Annotated in this window: 11 protein-coding genes; 4 read left to right on the top strand and 7 right to left on the bottom strand. The window is 58.2% G+C overall.

Going from position 1 to position 16226, the window contains the following annotated elements; all coding sequences use genetic code 11:
• Nucleotides 1-252 precede the first annotated feature (252 nt).
• Entirely contained in the window at nt 253-1908 is a 1656-nt protein-coding gene (locus tag SIK97_RS06445) for an ABC transporter permease (RefSeq protein ID WP_057174135.1), read from the top strand.
• Between the two features lie 76 nt (nt 1909-1984).
• Complete coding sequence (gene nhoA / locus SIK97_RS06440) at nt 1985-2830, top strand: N-hydroxyarylamine O-acetyltransferase (RefSeq protein WP_014229271.1); 846 nt, start codon at nt 1985-1987, stop codon at nt 2828-2830.
• 148 nt (nt 2831-2978) lie between these two features.
• Here the strand turns inward: nhoA and narI are convergent, their stop codons facing one another.
• From narI to SIK97_RS06410, 6 genes are all read right to left on the bottom strand, one after another.
• Entirely contained in the window at nt 2979-3659 is a 681-nt protein-coding gene (gene narI, locus SIK97_RS06435) for a respiratory nitrate reductase subunit gamma (protein WP_014838419.1), read from the bottom strand.
• Nucleotides 3656-4351, bottom strand: coding sequence for a nitrate reductase molybdenum cofactor assembly chaperone (narW, locus tag SIK97_RS06430; protein ID WP_014229273.1), 696 nt, complete (start codon nt 4349-4351; stop codon nt 3656-3658). The genes narI and narW overlap by 4 nt, the downstream gene beginning before the upstream one ends.
• The gene (gene narH / locus SIK97_RS06425; RefSeq protein WP_004101903.1) at nt 4351-5895 is read right to left on the bottom strand and encodes a nitrate reductase subunit beta; all 1545 of its coding nucleotides are present in this window, start codon (nt 5893-5895) and stop codon (nt 4351-4353) included. Before narH ends, narW begins: the two co-directional genes overlap by 1 nt.
• Nucleotides 5892-9632 carry a nitrate reductase subunit alpha gene (locus SIK97_RS06420; RefSeq protein ID WP_057174134.1) on the bottom strand — a complete coding sequence of 1247 codons (3741 nt, stop codon included), beginning with the start codon at nt 9630-9632 and terminating at the stop codon, nt 5892-5894. The genes narH and SIK97_RS06420 overlap by 4 nt, the downstream gene beginning before the upstream one ends.
• A 93-nt stretch (nt 9633-9725) precedes the next feature.
• On the bottom strand, nt 9726-11114 hold the full coding sequence (locus tag SIK97_RS06415; protein WP_025108243.1) for a NarK family nitrate/nitrite MFS transporter: 1389 nt from the start codon (nt 11112-11114) through the stop codon (nt 9726-9728).
• Nucleotides 11115-11303: 189 nt separating this feature from the next.
• Nucleotides 11304-11879: a TetR family transcriptional regulator gene (locus SIK97_RS06410; protein WP_049069852.1), complete on the bottom strand. Its 576-nt coding sequence runs from the start codon at nt 11877-11879 to the stop codon at nt 11304-11306.
• A gap of 118 nt (nt 11880-11997) precedes the next feature.
• Here SIK97_RS06410 and SIK97_RS06405 point away from each other — a divergent pair, with 118 nt between their 5' ends.
• Nucleotides 11998-13488 (top strand): MFS transporter, encoded by a 1491-nt coding sequence (locus SIK97_RS06405; protein WP_004850706.1) that lies wholly within the window; start codon nt 11998-12000, stop codon nt 13486-13488.
• Between the two features lie 310 nt (nt 13489-13798).
• Nucleotides 13799-15100: a lysozyme inhibitor LprI family protein gene (locus SIK97_RS06400; protein WP_239692909.1), complete on the top strand. Its 1302-nt coding sequence runs from the start codon at nt 13799-13801 to the stop codon at nt 15098-15100.
• Between the two features lie 43 nt (nt 15101-15143).
• Here the strand turns inward: SIK97_RS06400 and yddG are convergent, their stop codons facing one another.
• On the bottom strand, nt 15144-16022 hold the full coding sequence (yddG, locus tag SIK97_RS06395; RefSeq protein ID WP_057174133.1) for an aromatic amino acid DMT transporter YddG: 879 nt from the start codon (nt 16020-16022) through the stop codon (nt 15144-15146).
• Between the last annotated feature and the right edge of the window lie 204 nt (nt 16023-16226).

Genomic DNA, 16226 nt, shown 5'->3' with positions numbered 1-16226 from the left:
GGCTCGGGCACATTCCCCGGAGGCGGCGCTGGCGCGCCTGTCCGGGCTACCGGACCGCAGACGGCTGTGACCCGTAGCCTGGCTAAGCGCAGCGCGAGCCGGGAAGACGCAACGCCTGGGCATCAGCTCGGGCACATTCCCCGGAGGCGGCGCTGGCGCGCCTGTCGGGGCTACCGGACCGCAGACGGCTGTGACCCCGTAGCCCGGCTAAGCGCAGCGCGAGCCGGGTAAGATCGTATCCAGGAAAATACCGTGAAACAGAGACTGATTTCAGCGGGCACGCTGGCGGCGCTACTGGTGCTGGTGGCATTGCCGCTGCTCTTTATTGTCCTCCAGGCAATTTTTCCCCACTTTAGCGCCGGTTCGCTGGGCGGCGCGTTTAGCGGCGTATCAACGCTGATTGCCGACCCGCAGCTGCCGACGATGCTCGGCGGTACCCTGTGGGTGGCCTGCGGCGTGGCGCTGATGAGCGTGGTCATCGGTCTACCGCTGGGCGTCTTGCGGGGATTGTTTACTATCCCGCTGCCGCGGCTGTGGGATCTGCTCTTTCTGATCCCGTTTCTGACGCCGCCCTATATTGCCGCGCTGTCGTGGATGCTGATGCTGCAAAGTCATGGCTATCTCCAGCAGCTGACCGGCTGGGATCTTAACGATCTGCTTTTTAGCCGCATCGGGATCGTGCTGGTGATGACCCTCAATATCTTTCCGGTGGTCTACTTCGCCGTCTCGCGCAGCCTGTTGGCCAGCGGTCAGCGGCTGGCGATTGTCGCCCGGGTGCACGGCGCCAGCGCCTGGCGAGCGTTCTGGCACATCACGCTGCCGATGCTTTCTCCGGCTCTGGCGGCGGGGATGCTGCTGGCGTTTACCCTGGCCATTGAAGAGTACGGCGTTCCGGCGGCCCTGGGGTCGCGGGCGGGGCTGGTCATGCTGACCGTAGGCATTGAGAAAAAGCTCGCCGACTGGCCTGTCGATCTGCCCGGCGCGTCGCTGCTTTCGCTGCTGCTGATCGCGGTGGCGCTGCTGGCCTGGTGGCTGCAAAAACGGCTGACCGGCGATAAAGAGGTCACCAGCGTCACCGGCAAGCCGGGAGAGAATAGCGGGGCGGAGTTGGGCTGGCTGACGCTTCCGGCGGTGCTAGCGATGGCGGGCGTCGGGGGGCTGGCGGTGGTGATGCCGGGCGCGTCTATGGTGCTGACCAGCCTGATGAGCACGCTGTCGGGCGGTATCCACGCTGACAACGTTACCCTTCGCCATTTTGCCGCGCTGTTTGCTCAGCAGGGCGACGCGCTGTCGGCACTGGCAACCAGCCTTTCGCTGGCGCTGGCTTCGGCAGGGGTTGTCGGCCTGGTGGGGCTGCTCGCCGCCTGGCTGGTTGTGGTGCAAAAAATGAAGGGGAGCGCCTTTGTTGATGCGCTATCGCTGCTGCCGGCGGCGCTGCCGGGCGTGGTGGTGGGCGTCGGGCTGATTCTGCTGTGGAACCAGCCGTTCTGGCCGGTGTCCCCCTACAATACCTGGTTTATGCTGCTGCTTTCCTACTGCTGTCTGCTGCTGCCCTGGCCGGTGCGCTACGTCAGCAGCGCGCTGCGTCAGCTTGGCAATAATCTCGAACCCGCGGCGCGGGTGTACGGCGCAACGGCACTGCAGGCGCTGCGACTGATCGTTCTGCCGCTGGTCTTTCCCGCGCTGCTGGCGGCGATGCTGATGGTGTTCGCCGTTGCCTCCCGCGAGCTGGTGACCTCGTTGCTGCTTGCGCCGGCCGGGACGCAAACCGTCTCGGTGTTTATCTGGCGCCAGTTTGAGCAGGGCTCGGCGGGAGAGGGAATGGCAATGGCATCGCTGACGCTCTTTACCGGTCTGGGGCTGATGCTCTGCGCGCTGGCGCTGATGCAGCGGGGCACGCGCGGATAAATACGATCGCACAAAATAGCTGGTCAGGCGAGAAAAACAGGCTATAAATGTCGGACACCGATTGCTGGAGGCATTGATGAGTCCCTTTTTAAGCGCCTATTTTTCTCGTCTGGGCTGGACGGGCACCCCGGACGTTTCACTTCACACCCTGCGCGAACTGCATATTCACCATAACGGCGCGATCCCCTTTGAAAATCTGGATGTGCTGCTGCCCAGAGAGATACATCTCGACGATCGCACCCTCGAAGAGAAGCTGATTCACGGTCGTCGCGGCGGCTACTGCTTCGAGCAAAACGGCCTGCTGGAGAGAGCGCTGCGCGAGATCGGCTTTACCGTGCGCAGCCTTCTGGGACGCGTGGTGCTGGCCAATCCGCCGCATATGCCGCCGCGTACCCATCGGCTGCTGCTGGTGGAGGTGGAGGGGGAACGCTGGATTGCCGACGTTGGTTTCGGCGGCCAGACGCTGACCGCGCCGATTAAGCTGCTGGCGGATATAGAACAATCCACCCCGCACGGCGAATATCGCCTGATTTACGAAGGAGAAGAGTGGGCGCTGCAGTTCAGCCATCACGGCCACTGGCAGTCGATGTACCATTTTGATTTAGGTCGCCAGTACGCTTCCGACTATGTGATGGGCAACTTCTGGTCGGCGCACTGGCCGCAGTCGCACTTCCGCCATCATCTGCTGATGTGCCGCCACTTACCGGACGGCGGCAAAATGACGCTGACCAATTTCCACTTTACCCATTGGGATAAAAACCACGTCGTCGAAAAGCTCGATTTAGCGGACGTTCCGGCGCTGTATGAGGCGCTGCAAACGCGTTTTGGCCTCGGCGTGGATGATGCCAAATACGGCTTTAGCGAAGCGGAGCTGGCGGCGGTGATGGCGGCGTTTGATACCCATCCCGAGGCCGGAAAATAAATATCGTACAGGAACCGTTGGCTGGATAAGGGGTGACTGTCAAACGGGGATGTTACCCGGCTTGCGCTACGCTTAGCCGGGCTACGGAGCGATCCTGTCGCCCGGGTTAGGCGTTTTTGCCGCGACCCGGGATGATTACGGATTTTGCTCAGCGTCTTGAACGTACCACCTGGTAGCGGCGGGTGAAATATTCAAACGGCGCGCTCCAGACGTGAACCAGCCGGGTGAACGGGAACAGCAGGAAAATCGTCATCCCCAGCACCAGATGCACGCGGAAAACAAAGGCCACGCCGCTGAGCATTTCTGACGAGCCGCCGCGGAAGGTGACGATGCCCTGCGCCCAGCCCACCAGCTTCATCATTTCACTGCCGTCCGGATACTGCGCCGAGAAAGGGATGGTGCTCAGCCCGAGCAGGCACTGAATCAGCAGAATGCTCATGATGATGATATCCGGCGCGGTCGAGGTGGCGCGAACGCGCTGGTTGGTCAGACGACGCCAGAGCAAACCGGCGCCGCCAATCAGCGTCAGGACGCCGCAGACGCCGCCGAGCACCATCGCCATCTGCTGCTTGACCGCAATGGGTAAAAACCAGGCATACATCCAGTGCGGCGTTAACATGCCGAACAGATGGCCAAAGAAAATGCCGAGTATGCCGATATGGAACAGATTCGACCAGATCACCATCCCGCGTTTATCCAGCATCTGGCTGGAGGAGGCGCGCCAGGTGTACTGGCCGTAGTCATAGCGCAGCCAGCTGCCGAGAAAAAAGACCGTCGCGCAGATGTAGGGGTAGATGTCGTAAAAAAAGACGTTCAGATACTGTATCATTTCGGGCCTCCCGCGCTGACGTCGACGTACTGCGGCGCCACGTCCTGGCTAAAGCGTCGTTGATATTGCTGTAACGGTGAGCTGTCACAGGCCGTGGCGTTGTCTTCGATAAATTTCACCTGTTCTTCTTCCCAGACCGCATCCAGCGCCTGCCGGGTGTCATCGCGGGACTCGTTGTTGACCTGTTGAGTGACACTGTCACTTGATAGCGGGATCCCGCCGAGGCTCAGCAGGGCGTCAAACAGCTGATACCAGGGGACACCGCGCTGCTTCAGCCGCCCGCCCAGCAGCGCCAGAATCGGCGCGACGTTTTGCAGACCTTCGCGCGCTTCGTTTTCCGGCAGGATGCTGAGGTATTCCAGATACAGCGGCAGGTGGTCGGGAAGCTCGCGACAGTTGAGCACCAGGCCCGCCTTTTCATACTGAGCGAGCAGGTCGACCATTGCCTGACCGCGGTCGCGAGACTCGGCGTGCACATGTTCAAACAGCAGCAGCGACGTAGCGCGGCCCCGGTCGAACACTTCGCACCATTCGGCCTGCTTGTCCAGCAGCGGGGCATTCAGCATCTCCGCGGCGAAGTCGTTGAGCACAGGGGCGTCGTGACGCACCATGCTCAGCACCTCGTCCTTGCACTGCCAAAGAAACTCATCCGGATACTCCATCAGCAGGCCGATCGCTTTGAGGATTTGCATTATTCCCCCTCCGCTTTATCGCGTACTTCGGTGATGTTGATGGCGTCAATGCGGCTACTGTTGAACAGGTTGAATTTGGTGTCGGAGCCGTGGCAGCCGTCGCCGAAGGTAAAGCCGCAGCCGTTGCGCTCGGGGAAGGCGTCGCGCGCCATTTCGCGGTGGCTGGTCGGGATCACGAAGCGGTCCTCGTAGTTGGCGATCGCCAGATAACGGTACATCTCCTCGACCTGCTCAACGCTCAGGCCCACCTCCTCGATGGCGCGAGTATCGGTGACGCCTTCCACCGTTTGCGAGCGCATGTAGTGACGCATCGCCATCATGCGCTTCAGCGCGCGCAGTACCGGGCCGGTATCGCCCGCGCTGAGCATATTGGCGAGATACTGCACCGGAATGCGCAGGCTTTCGATGGCCGGAAGCACGCCGTCGCTTTTCGGCAGACCGCCGGCGTCGGCGTAGGACTGAATCGGCGACAGCGGCGGCACGTACCAGACCATTGGCAGGGTGCGGTATTCCGGATGCAGCGGCAGCGCCAGCTTCCAGTCCATCGCCATTTTGTACACCGGCGAGCGCTGGGCGGCATCAATCACGTTTTGTGGAATCCCCTGTTTCAGCGCTTCTTCAATCACCGCCGGGTCGTGGGGGTTGAGGAACACCTCGCACTGCCGCTCGTAGAGGTCTGTTTCGCGCTCGGTGCTGGCGGCCTCTTCAATGCGGTCTGCGTCGTACAACAGCACGCCGAGGTAGCGGATACGTCCCACGCAGGTTTCTGAACAGACGGTGGGCTGTCCGGACTCGATACGCGGGTAGCAGAAGATGCACTTCTCCGATTTGCCGCTTTTCCAGTTGAAGTAGATTTTCTTGTACGGGCAGCCGCTGATGCACAGGCGCCAGCCGCGGCATTTGTCCTGGTCGATCAGCACGATGCCGTCTTCTTCACGCTTGTAGATGGCGCCGCTGGGGCAGGTGGCGACGCAGCTCGGGTTCAGGCAGTGCTCGCACAGGCGCGGCAGATACATCATGAAGGTATTTTCAAACTGGCCGTACATCTCCTTCTGAATCTTGTCGAAGTTTCGGTCGCGGGCGCGCTTTTCAAACTCGCCGCCGAGCAGCTCTTCCCAGTTGGGGCCCCAGATGATTTTATCCATCCGCTTGCCGTCGATAAGCGAACGCGGACGGGCGGTGGGCAGGTGTTTTCCCTCCGGCGCGTTGTGCAGATGCTGGTAATCAAAGGTAAAGGGTTCATAGTAGTCGTCGATCTGCGGTATCACCGGATTGGCGAAAATTTTGGTGATGACGCCCATTTTGCCGCCCAGACGCGGGCGTATTTTGCCATTAACATCGCGCACCCAGCCGCCTTCCCACACCTCCTGATCTTCCCAGTTTTTCGGATAGCCAATGCCCGGTTTGGTTTCGACGTTGTTAAACCAGGCGTATTCCATCCCTTCGCGTCCGGTCCAGACGTTTTTACAGGTGACGGAGCAGGTGTGGCAGCCGATGCATTTATCGAGATTGAGAACCATACCGACCTGTGAACGTATTTTCATTTTTTCGCCTCCTGTACCCCATCGCGACCTTCGTCATCCAGCCAGTCAATATTTTTCATTTTGCGGATCATGATGAACTCGTCGCGGTTGGAGCCGACGGTGCCGTAGTAGTTGAAACCGTAAGCCAGCTGGGCGTAGCCGCCAATCATATGGGTCGGTTTCGGGCACACGCGGGTGACCGAGTTATGGATCCCGCCGCGCCGTCCGGTGACTTCCGAGCCCGGAATATTCATCAGGCGCTCCTGCGCGTGGTACATCATGGTCATCCCCGGCGGTACGCGCTGGCTGACCACCGCGCGGGCGGTGAGCGCGCCGTTGGCGTTGAAGGCCTCGATCCAGTCGTTATCTTCAATACCCAGCTCGCGAGCGTCGGTTTCGCTGATCCACACGATCGGCCCGCCGCGCGACAGGGTCAGCATCAGCAGGTTTTCGCTGTAGGTGGAGTGGATGCCCCATTTCTGGTGCGGCGTCAGGAAATTGAGCGCTTTTTCCGGGAAGCCGTTAGGCGGAATCGCTTTCATCTGGCTGACGCTGCGGGTGTCAATGGGCGGACGATAAACCACCAGGCTTTCGCCAAAGGCGCGCATCCAGGGGTGATCCTGATATAGCTGCTGGCGGCCGGAAAGGGTGCGCCAGGGGATCAGCTCGTGGACGTTGGTATAGCCGGCGTTGTAGGAAACATGCTCGCTCTCGAGGCCGGACCAGGTCGGGCTGGAGATAATTTTACGCGGCTGGGCCTGGATATCGCGGAAGCGAATTTTTTCATCCTCTTTATTCAGCGCCAGGTGCGTATGCTCGCGGCCGGTAAACTCGCCGAGCGCTTGCCAGGCTTTGACCGCCACCTGGCCATTGGTTTCCGGGGCGAGGGCGAGGATCACTTCCGAGGCGTCAATGGCGCTGTCGATGCGCGGACGACCTTTGGCCGGGCCGTCCAGCTTGACGTAGTTAAGCTTGCCGAGGAAGTCGACCTCGTTCTGGGTGTTCCAGGTGATGCCTTTACCGCCGTTGCCCAGTTTGTCGAGCAGCGGCCCGAGGGAGGTAAAGCGCTCATACGTCGCCGGATAATCGCGCTCAACGACGGCAATCGACGGCGCGGTTTTACCCGGCGTCAGCTCGCATTCCCCTTTCCGCCAGTCCAGCACGTCGAAGGGCTGCGACAGCTCCGCCGGGGAGTCGTGCTGCAGCGGCACCAGCACAACGTCGGTCTCTTTATCGAGGTGGCCGACGCAGACCTCGGAGAAGGTTTTGGCGATATCTTTGTAAATTTCCCAGTCGCTTTTCGCCTCCCATGCCGGGTCAACGGCGGCGGAGAGCGGGTGGATAAACGGATGCATATCCGAGGTGTTCATATCGTCTTTTTCATACCAGGTGGCGGTCGGCAGAACGATATCGGAGAACAGGCAGGTACTGGACATGCGGAAATCGAGCGTCACCAGCAGGTCGAGCTTGCCTTCGATGGCCGCGGTCTGCCACTCCACCTCTTCGGGCTTCACGTCATCGCTGGCGCCCAGCTCATCGCCCTGAATACCGCTGTCGGTGCCCAGCAGATATTTGAGCATATACTCGTGGCCCTTGCCGGAAGAGCCCAGCAGGTTGGAGCGCCAGATAAACAGATTACGCGGATGATTTTTGCCGTTATCCGGCTGTTCGCAGGCGAAGCGGATCTCGCCGGACTTCAGCGCCCGGGCGGTGTAGTCGGCGGGAGTCAGTCCGACCGCGGCGGCCTGCGCCTTGATGGTCAGCGGGTTGACGCCCAGCTGCGGCGCGGAGGGCAGCCAGCCCATGCGCTCGGCGCGAACGTTAAAGTCGATCAGATGGCCGCTGAATTGGCTGGCATCGGCCAGCGGCGACAGCAGCTCCCGGGCGGTCAGCTTTTCATAGCGCCACTGGCTGGCGTGATTGTAAAAAAAGGAGGTGCTGTTCATCTGGCGCGGCGGACGATTCCAGTCAAGGGCGAACGCCAGCGGCAGCCAGCCGGTTTGCGGACGCAGCTTCTCCTGGCCGACATAGTGCGACCAGCCGCCGCCGCTCTGGCCGACGCAGCCGCAGAACACCAGCATATTGATCATCCCCCGGTAGTTCATATCCATGTGGTACCAGTGGTTGACGCCGGCGCCGAGGATAATCATCGACCGTCCGTGGGTTTTATGCGCGGTATCGGCAAATTCACGGGCGATCTGCTCGATGTGCTGGCGCGGGACGCCGGTAATCTGTTCGGCCCACGCCGGGGTATAGGCTTTCATCTCGCTGAAGTCCTGCGCGGCGTTGGGATCGTCTAAACCGCGATCGAGTCCGTAGTTGGCGAGAATCAGATCGTAGACGCTAACCACCAGGCCGGATTCACCGTTGGCCAGCGGGAGCTGCTTAACCGGCAGCTGATGCAGCGTCACCGGATCCTGCTTGATGCTGCGAAAGTGCGGGTTTTCGTTGCCGCCGAAGTAGGGAAAGCCCACCGTCACCACGTCGTCACGGCTATCCAGCAGCGATAGTTTGAGTTCAATGGCTTGCCCGGCGGCCTGCTGTTCAAGGTTCCATTTGCCTTTCTCTCCCCAGCGGAAGCCAATCGAACCGTTGGGCGCCACCAGTTCACCAGCGCTGTTATAGGCGACGGTTTTCCACTCCGGGTTATTGCTTTCGCCCAAATCGTCAACCAGATCGGCGGCGCGGACCATCCTGCCGGGAACGTAGAAACCCTCCTCGCGACGCTCAAGCATCACCAGCATCGGCATATCGGTGTAGGTGCGGCAGTAGTTGAGGAAATAATCGCTCGGGTTATCAAGGTGAAACGTTTTGAGGATCGCGTGGCCCATCGCCATGGCCAGCGCGCTATCGGTACCCTGTTTCGGCGCCAGCCACTGGTCGCTGAGCTTGGCTACCTCCGAAAAGTCCGGGGTAATCGCGATGGTTTTGGTGCCCTTGTAGCGCACTTCCGTAAAGAAGTGGGCGTCCGGGGTTCGGGTCTGCGGGACGTTGGAGCCCCAGGCGATAATATAGCTGGAGTTGTACCAGTCGGCGGACTCGGGAACGTCGGTCTGCTCGCCCCAGGTCATTGGCGAGGCGGGGGGAAGGTCGCAGTACCAGTCGTAGAAGCTCAGGCAGGTGCCGCCGAGCAGCGACAGATACCGGGTGCCGGCGGCGTAAGAGACCATCGACATCGCCGGGATCGGCGAAAAGCCCGCCACGCGGTCCGGGCCGTAGTTTTTGATGGTCCAGACGTTGGCGGCGGCAATCAGCTGGTTCAGCTCCTTCCAGCTTGAACGGATAAACCCGCCTTTGCCGCGTACCTGCTTGTAGCTGAGGGTTTTGACCGGGTCCTGCATGATGCTGTCCCACGCCTGCACCGGGTCCGGGTGCTGAGCCAGCGCTTCGCGCCATAGGGCAATCAGCCGCTTGCGCGCCAGCGGATACTTCAGGCGGTTAGCGCTGTAGAGGTACCAGGAGTAGCTTGCGCCGCGCGGGCAGCCGCGGGGTTCGTGGTTGGGCAGGTCCGGGCGGGTGCGGGGGTAGTCCGTTTGCTGAGTTTCCCAGGTGACCAGCCCGTTTTTGACGTAAATTTTCCAGCTGCAGGAGCCTGTGCAGTTCACGCCGTGCGTTGAGCGGACGATTTTGTCGAACTGCCAGCGCTGACGGTAGCTGTCTTCCCAGTCGCGGTTGGTGTTGTACACCTGACCGTGGCCGTTGGCAAAGCTCTCGCCTTTCTGCTTAAAGTAGCGAAAGCGATCCAGTAGTTTACTCATGACCTTCCTCCTGCTCCGATAATGTCCGGCCTGAAAAGACCGTACGATCCCCAGGCCGGATAGGGCGTCAGCCGCCACCCGATGAATATGCCGTTATTGCTTTGCCGGTTTACGACGGCCGTAGACCAGCCAGGTCACCAGCACGCAAACCACGTAGAAAACCAGGAAGACCTTCATCGCCCCGACCGGGGAGCCGGTCATCGCCAGCGAGGTACCGAAGGCTTTAGGGATAAAGAAGCCACCAATCGCGCCGATGGCGGAGATAAAGCCGAGCGCCGCCGCGGTGTCGGTCACCGCTTCGTGCTGGGCCTGTTCGTCGCTGCCGCCGCGTTTCTTCACGCTGTCGAGGGTGATTTGGCGAAAGATCACGGCGATCATCTGGAAGGTGGAACCGCTGCCGAGACCGGCGGTCAGGAACAGCCCCATAAACACCACGTAAAAGGCGAGAAAACTGCCTGAGCCGCTGCCGGGGAGGGTGAGAAACAGCAGGCCGGTGAACAGCGCCATCAGCACAAAGTTCACCAGCGTGACCCGTACGCCGCCGAGACGGTCGGATATAATCCCGCCGAAAGAACGCGCCAGCGCGCCAATAAACGGCCCGAAGAAGGCCAGCTTAAGGATGTTAACATCAGGGAACTGCGTTTTCGCCAGCATGGCGAAACCGGCGGAGAAGCCGATAAACGAGCCAAAGGTGGCCAGATAGAGCAGGCTCAGCAGCCACATATGCGGGCGTTTCAGCACCGGCAGCTGCTCGCGAATCGAAGCCTTTGAGCTGGCGATGTCGTTCATTCCTACCCAGGCGGCGAAGGTGGCTATCACCAGCAGCGGAACCCAGACGAGGGCGGCGTTGCTCAGCGCGAGAAGAGAGCCATCCTCCTGAGGCACGCCATGGATGCCAAGAAAAGCGAAGATGGGCAGAAAAATCGCCGCCGGCGCGATCATCTGCATCACGCTGACGCCGAGATTGCCGAGGCCGCCGTTGATACCCAGCGCGCTGCCCTGTTTCGCTTTGGGAAAGAAAAAACTGATATTTCCCATGCTGGAAGCAAAGTTCGCGCCGGCAAAACCGCACAGCAGGGCAATGGTGATAAATACCCAGAATGGAGTAGCGGGGTTTTGAATGGCGATACCCAGCCAGATACAGGGCACCACCAGAATAATCGTGCTTAATACCGTCCAGTAGCGCCCGCCAAATATAGGTACCATAAAGGAGTAGGGGACGCGTAATATTGCGCCGGAAAGCGAGGGCAGAGCGGTTAATAAAAAGAGCTGATCGGTGGTGAAATTAAATCCGACTTTATTGAGATTGACGGCGACGGCGCTGAATAGCATCCAGACGCAAAAGGCGAGTAGCAAACAACCTACGGAAATGCAAAGATTTCTGCGCGCTATTTGCTTTCCCTTATTCTCCCAAAACGCCGCATTTTCTGGTTTCCACTCCTTTAAAAGATAATGATTCTTTTTCTCATTTTTGCTCAGCATATTGCCCTCGAATGAACAGTAACCCGTCAAAAAAGAATAAACTGGTAAAACAGCAAATTAATAAAAGAAATAAAATCAGGGATGGGGATGTATCTGTTGTAATAAATGAAGAATAGATAAGAAAAGCGCGCCGAAAGAAGACGCGCGAATATTAGCTCAGGATTATTTGTTACTAAATGTAACTTAAAATTAAAAAAGTTCCATCGAGATAGAATAATTGATATGCCGATTGAAGGCGGCATCATCTATTTCCTGCATTCCCAGCGCATAAATACCGTCGAGGCCGCAGACGAGAGCAATGAGCCGCCAGGCAATGCTTTCCATATCGTCCCTTGGCTTAAACTCACCGGCAGCGGTTCCCTGGCGGATGATCTTCAGGGTCTCTTCATGCCACATGTTCATGGTGAGCAGATAGGCCCCCTTGATATCGCTGTCGCTATCGGCCAGCAGCTGCGCTTCGCGCCACAGGCGAATGTATGGCTCAAGCCTGCCGTCGTCGCTGCCCACCATAGAAAACAGGCGTTCACGCCATGTGGCGTCGTCGGCGACCAGCGGCATATCCATCATTTCGCGGATCAACCGTATGAAGGCATGGGCTTTTAGCTCGCCCGCGGAGGTGAAATGGTGGTGCAGCTGACCGGCGGAGACGCCGGCTTCGGCGGCAATCTGGCGGACGGTCATAGCGCTAAACCCGCCCCGAAGCGCTACGCGCATGGCTGCCAGCACAATAACTTCCCGACGCGCATCGCGATTTAAGTAGCCCATAACGTTAGTGACCCCGGTTTTTTTGGCGATAGTAACAAAAAGTTGGACACTCGTTCAACAATCCGGCAGGATCCGTTTCCTGGACGCTTGTCCAGTTTTAACGTTGAGGGAAAGTAGTATGTCTCGGCAATGGTTGACGCTGATGGCGATTTTGTTGGTTTATATTCCGGTGGCGATTGACGCCACTGTTCTCCACGTGGCTGCGCCAACGCTCAGCGTAGCGCTGGGGACCAGCGGTAACGAGCTGCTGTGGATTATTGATATTTATTCGCTGGTAATGGCCGGTATGGTGCTGCCTATGGGCGCATTGGGCGATAAAATCGGCTTTAAACGGCTGCTGCTGCTCGGCAGCGGTATTTTTGGCACCGCGTCGCTGGCGGCGGCGTTTTCGCCCACGGCAGAGACGCTGATTGCATCCCGCGCGCTGCTGGCGGTGGGGGCGGCAATGATCGTGCCTGCGACCCTGGCCGGGATCCGCAGCACCTTTTCGCAGGCGCACCAGCGTAATATGGCGCTTGGTCTGTGGGCAGCTGTCGGTTCCGGCGGCGCGGCGTTCGGTCCGCTGGTTGGCGGCATGCTGCTGGAGCATTTTTACTGGGGATCGGTTTTCCTGATCAACGTGCCGATCGTCCTGCTGGTGATAGCGATTAATGCCAAAGTGGTGCCGCGTCAGCCCGCGCGGCGCGAGCAGCCGCTGAATCTTTTCCAGGCGCTAATCCTGATCGCCGCCATTTTGATGCTGGTCTTTAGCGCCAAAACGGCGCTCAAAGGGCAAATGGCGCTGTGGTTAACCGGGCTGGTGGCACTATCTGGCGCCGCGATGCTGTTCTGGTTCGTGCGCAAACAGCTCTCGGCATCGCGTCCCATGGTCGATATGCGCCTGTTTACCCATCGCATTATTTTAAGCGGCGTGATGATGGCGATGACCGCGCTGATTACGCTGGTGGGTTTTGAACTGCTGATGGCCCAGGAGCTGCAGTTTGTGCACAGCAAAACGCCTTTTGAAGCCGGGCTGTTTATGCTGCCGGTGATGGTGGCGAGCGGTTTCAGCGGGCCCATTGCCGGCATGCTGGTATCGCGGCTGGGGCTGCGCGAGGTCGCCACCGGCGGAATGCTGCTCAGCGCCCTGAGCTTCCTCGGCCTGTCGATGACCGATTTCAGCACTCAGCAGTGGCAGGCATGGGGACTGATGACGCTGCTGGGCTTCAGCGTCGCCAGCGCGCTGTTAGCCTCCAGCTCGGCGATTATGGCCGCCGCGCCGAAGGAAAAAGCGGCGGCGGCAGGGGCCATCGAAACCATGGCCTATGAGCTGGGCGCGGGACTGGGGATTGCCCTGTTTGGCCTGATCCTGACCCGCAGCTACACCTCGTCAATTGTTCTGCCGGGTGGAATCGAGGGCGCGGCGGCGGAGCAGGCGTCATCCTCCATCAGCGAGGCGATTAAGCTGGCGCAGTCGCTGCCCGCCATACCGGCGCAAAGCCTGCTTGAAGCGGCGAAGGCGGCGTTTATTCATTCGCACAGCATCGTGCTGGCGACGGCTGGCGTCCTGCTTCTGCTGCTGGCGGCCGGCATCTGGCGTAGTCTGGCAAAAGCGCCTGAGCTGAATTAACCCTTTAGCCAGCTGGCTGCCAGATGATTGAAGAGGTGCCCATCCCGGGAATTGCCATCAGGGATGGGCTGAAGTCAGTCACGGAACTCGGCGTCCCGGTAAGGCGTCAGCCACTACCGGGCAAAGCGCCGCTCGGCGTTCTGACCGTTTTGCCAGCGTCAACTTCCGGCATTAGGTTATCCACTTTATCGATTCTGATTTTCTCCAGGAGAACGCGCTTTGCGCTGTCGTTTGCCGAGGGAATATGTTAATTAAGGCTGCAATTTGCGGGTTAAAAACTAGCGGCAAGGATATGCAAAGGGAGTCCAGAATGGAATTGACGCACTTCACCAACAACTCAAAAAAGATAATTTGTAGCCTTGGGCTATTTATCATTTCACTGCCAGTAGGCGCCGCAGGATTTGACTGCGCAGCCAAAAATCTCAATACGACGGAAGCCGCCATCTGCCAGGATTCGTATCTCTCAGGGATGGATAACGCATTAAATAAGTTTTTCAATTCGGCGCTGGAGAATAGCGTTAATCACGGCACCTTGTACAGGCAACAGCGCCAATGGGTAAAAGAGCGTAATCAGTGTGGAGATAACGTCGCGTGTATTAAACGAGCATACATTGACAGAAATAAAGCGCTGACGGAAGTTTTACCTTATTTAAGCGTTGATGAAGCGTTCGTTCGCGATGGAGATTTACTCGACCCTCCCATGGCGCAGGATTTGCAAAATAAAGATGGGTTTACCGTTACCGAGGACCGCTGGCGGGTTAAGTTAATCGTGCCTGAATGGGTTATTTCATCCGCGAAGTTTCACCTGGAAGGCGCCAACTGGCAGGTGCTGACGCACAGAGTGGTGAATGGCGACCTGGTTATCTATTTTCTTGTCTCCGGGCAATTGCGGGACCAACAGATTAACTACGTCGTTCGCGTTGAAAACGGTTTACATCTACAGATTGTTGCTCGTCACGCTTTTCCTTACTCTGACGATGTGTTCATTCAGTATCAGCCAGAGGGTAACGGAAGTATCGTCTACTCCGTATTCCACCGTCCCGATCCAGAGCTGGGCGATAGCGATGACGGCGCTGATTATGCCGTAGAGACCTATTCTGTTGATGCCTCCAGTAATACGGTTTCACTGACGGACAGTAAGACCCGCAGTGAAGCAGGCATCAATAAAGAAACGTGGGTTGGCTACTGTGGAACCCAAGAGTGCTTCAGCCGGGTGGCGTCCCCGGATAGAAAATGGCGTCTGGCATCGCGTGATGGCACTAAGGGCGAGAAAGATGAAGGCATGTTTTATTTTCCTGTCGATAAACCGGACCAGGGGATTAACGTATTCCTGACACAGGCCGATACATCCACAGATAATGGTTTTGGCTATATGCGTAACTATGTCTGGGGGGATGAGAATACGTTTTATTTTGATAACGAAGGTGCCTATGCCTGCATCTGGAAAGCTGATATTAAAAATAAAGTTACCCAGCGTATCTTACCGATTGAAGGGATGCAACAACCTTACTACCTGAATTATAATAATGAGGATATGGTCATTGCCTCATACCGCTATTATTCTGAAAAAAATAAAATGCACCATTACGAGATTTATATCGCTAAGAAATAATACCTCAACGACGGCGGCGAAAGATTTTCCGCCCGCCGCCGTTTTAGCGCCGGGTCGCCTGCCAGCAAAGCAGGGAGCCGGCGCACACCATTCCGGCGCCCTGCCAGAACGACCACGACAGCGCGGCGCTGAGCAGTGCCGCCGCCAGCGCCGAGGAGAGCACCGGCGTAAAGTAGGAGGCGGCGGCCAGCAGGCTGACGTTGCCGTGCAGGATCCCGACGTTCCACGCCGCGTAGCCTAATCCCAGGGCAACGGACAGCGCGATCAGTTTGGCTATCACCGGCCAGCTAAAGACCATGGGCGGCTGTTCGCTGAACAGGAACTTTAGCCACAGGGTCAGGGCGGTAAGCAGAACAAAAAGGGTAATCCCGTTTTTGCCCTTCGCGTATTTAGCGGTGACCGTGCAGTAGGCCGCCCAGATAAACGCGCCGACGAACGCCAGAATATAGCTCAGCGGGCTGGAAACCATGTTGCGGGTAATTTCATCTACATTCAGACCATGCTCACCGCCTAATACCCAGGTGACGCCGAATAAAGCGAGAAATAATCCCGGAATAACCAACCAGCTGCTTTTTTGGCCGTTAAACAGAATGGCGAATAAAATCGTCAGGCTGGGCCACAGATAATTAACCATGCCCACTTCAATAGCCTGCTGGCGGTTACCGGCTAATCCGACCGACAGCGCCAGGCAAATTTCATAGCTGACGAACAGCAGGCTCCCTGCCAGTAAATAGGGGCGAGGGATCTGACGTATTTGCGGGAAGCCGACGGTAAAGATCAGCAAAAGGCCGCTCAGGCTGTAGATCATCGCCGCGCCGCCCACCGGACCAAGCCCTTCGCTTACGCCACGAATCAGCCCGACCATGGTGCTCCACAAGACGATAGCGGCCAATCCAATGAGCGTGGCTCTCTTCTTCTCCATATTTAACCTGATGTTGGTTCAAACGCAGTCGGGTTTTATAACACTTTTTTTTCGCTTCCGGGGGATATTTTCCACCGTGCTTAATCCTAATGGAGTAACGAAATTCAACGCGGCTGACTATTAAGGGGTCATGGGTTCAGGACATTGATTTGACGCAAATAAAACAGGGTTATTGCTGTTAATTTCCACTCCCGCAATGAATAA

Source organism: Klebsiella sp. JN_Kp126, from assembly GCF_033843325.1.
Lineage (GTDB): Bacteria > Pseudomonadota > Gammaproteobacteria > Enterobacterales > Enterobacteriaceae > Klebsiella > Klebsiella michiganensis.
This window is presented reverse-complemented; position numbering and strand designations above follow the sequence as displayed.

Coding starts and splice junctions, on each gene's coding strand:
- SIK97_RS06415 (WP_025108243.1), bottom strand. CDS start 11,114: ATGCTGAGCAAAAATGAGAAAAAGAATCATTATCTTTTAAAGGAGTGG.
- nhoA (WP_014229271.1), top strand. CDS start 1,985: ATGAGTCCCTTTTTAAGCGCCTATTTTTCTCGTCTGGGCTGGACGGGC.
- yddG (WP_057174133.1), bottom strand. CDS start 16,022: ATGGAGAAGAAGAGAGCCACGCTCATTGGATTGGCCGCTATCGTCTTG.
- SIK97_RS06405 (WP_004850706.1), top strand. CDS start 11,998: ATGTCTCGGCAATGGTTGACGCTGATGGCGATTTTGTTGGTTTATATT.
- narH (WP_004101903.1), bottom strand. CDS start 5,895: ATGAAAATACGTTCACAGGTCGGTATGGTTCTCAATCTCGATAAATGC.
- narI (WP_014838419.1), bottom strand. CDS start 3,659: ATGATACAGTATCTGAACGTCTTTTTTTACGACATCTACCCCTACATC.
- SIK97_RS06400 (WP_239692909.1), top strand. CDS start 13,799: ATGGAATTGACGCACTTCACCAACAACTCAAAAAAGATAATTTGTAGC.
- narW (WP_014229273.1), bottom strand. CDS start 4,351: ATGCAAATCCTCAAAGCGATCGGCCTGCTGATGGAGTATCCGGATGAG.
- SIK97_RS06410 (WP_049069852.1), bottom strand. CDS start 11,879: ATGGGCTACTTAAATCGCGATGCGCGTCGGGAAGTTATTGTGCTGGCA.
- SIK97_RS06420 (WP_057174134.1), bottom strand. CDS start 9,632: ATGAGTAAACTACTGGATCGCTTTCGCTACTTTAAGCAGAAAGGCGAG.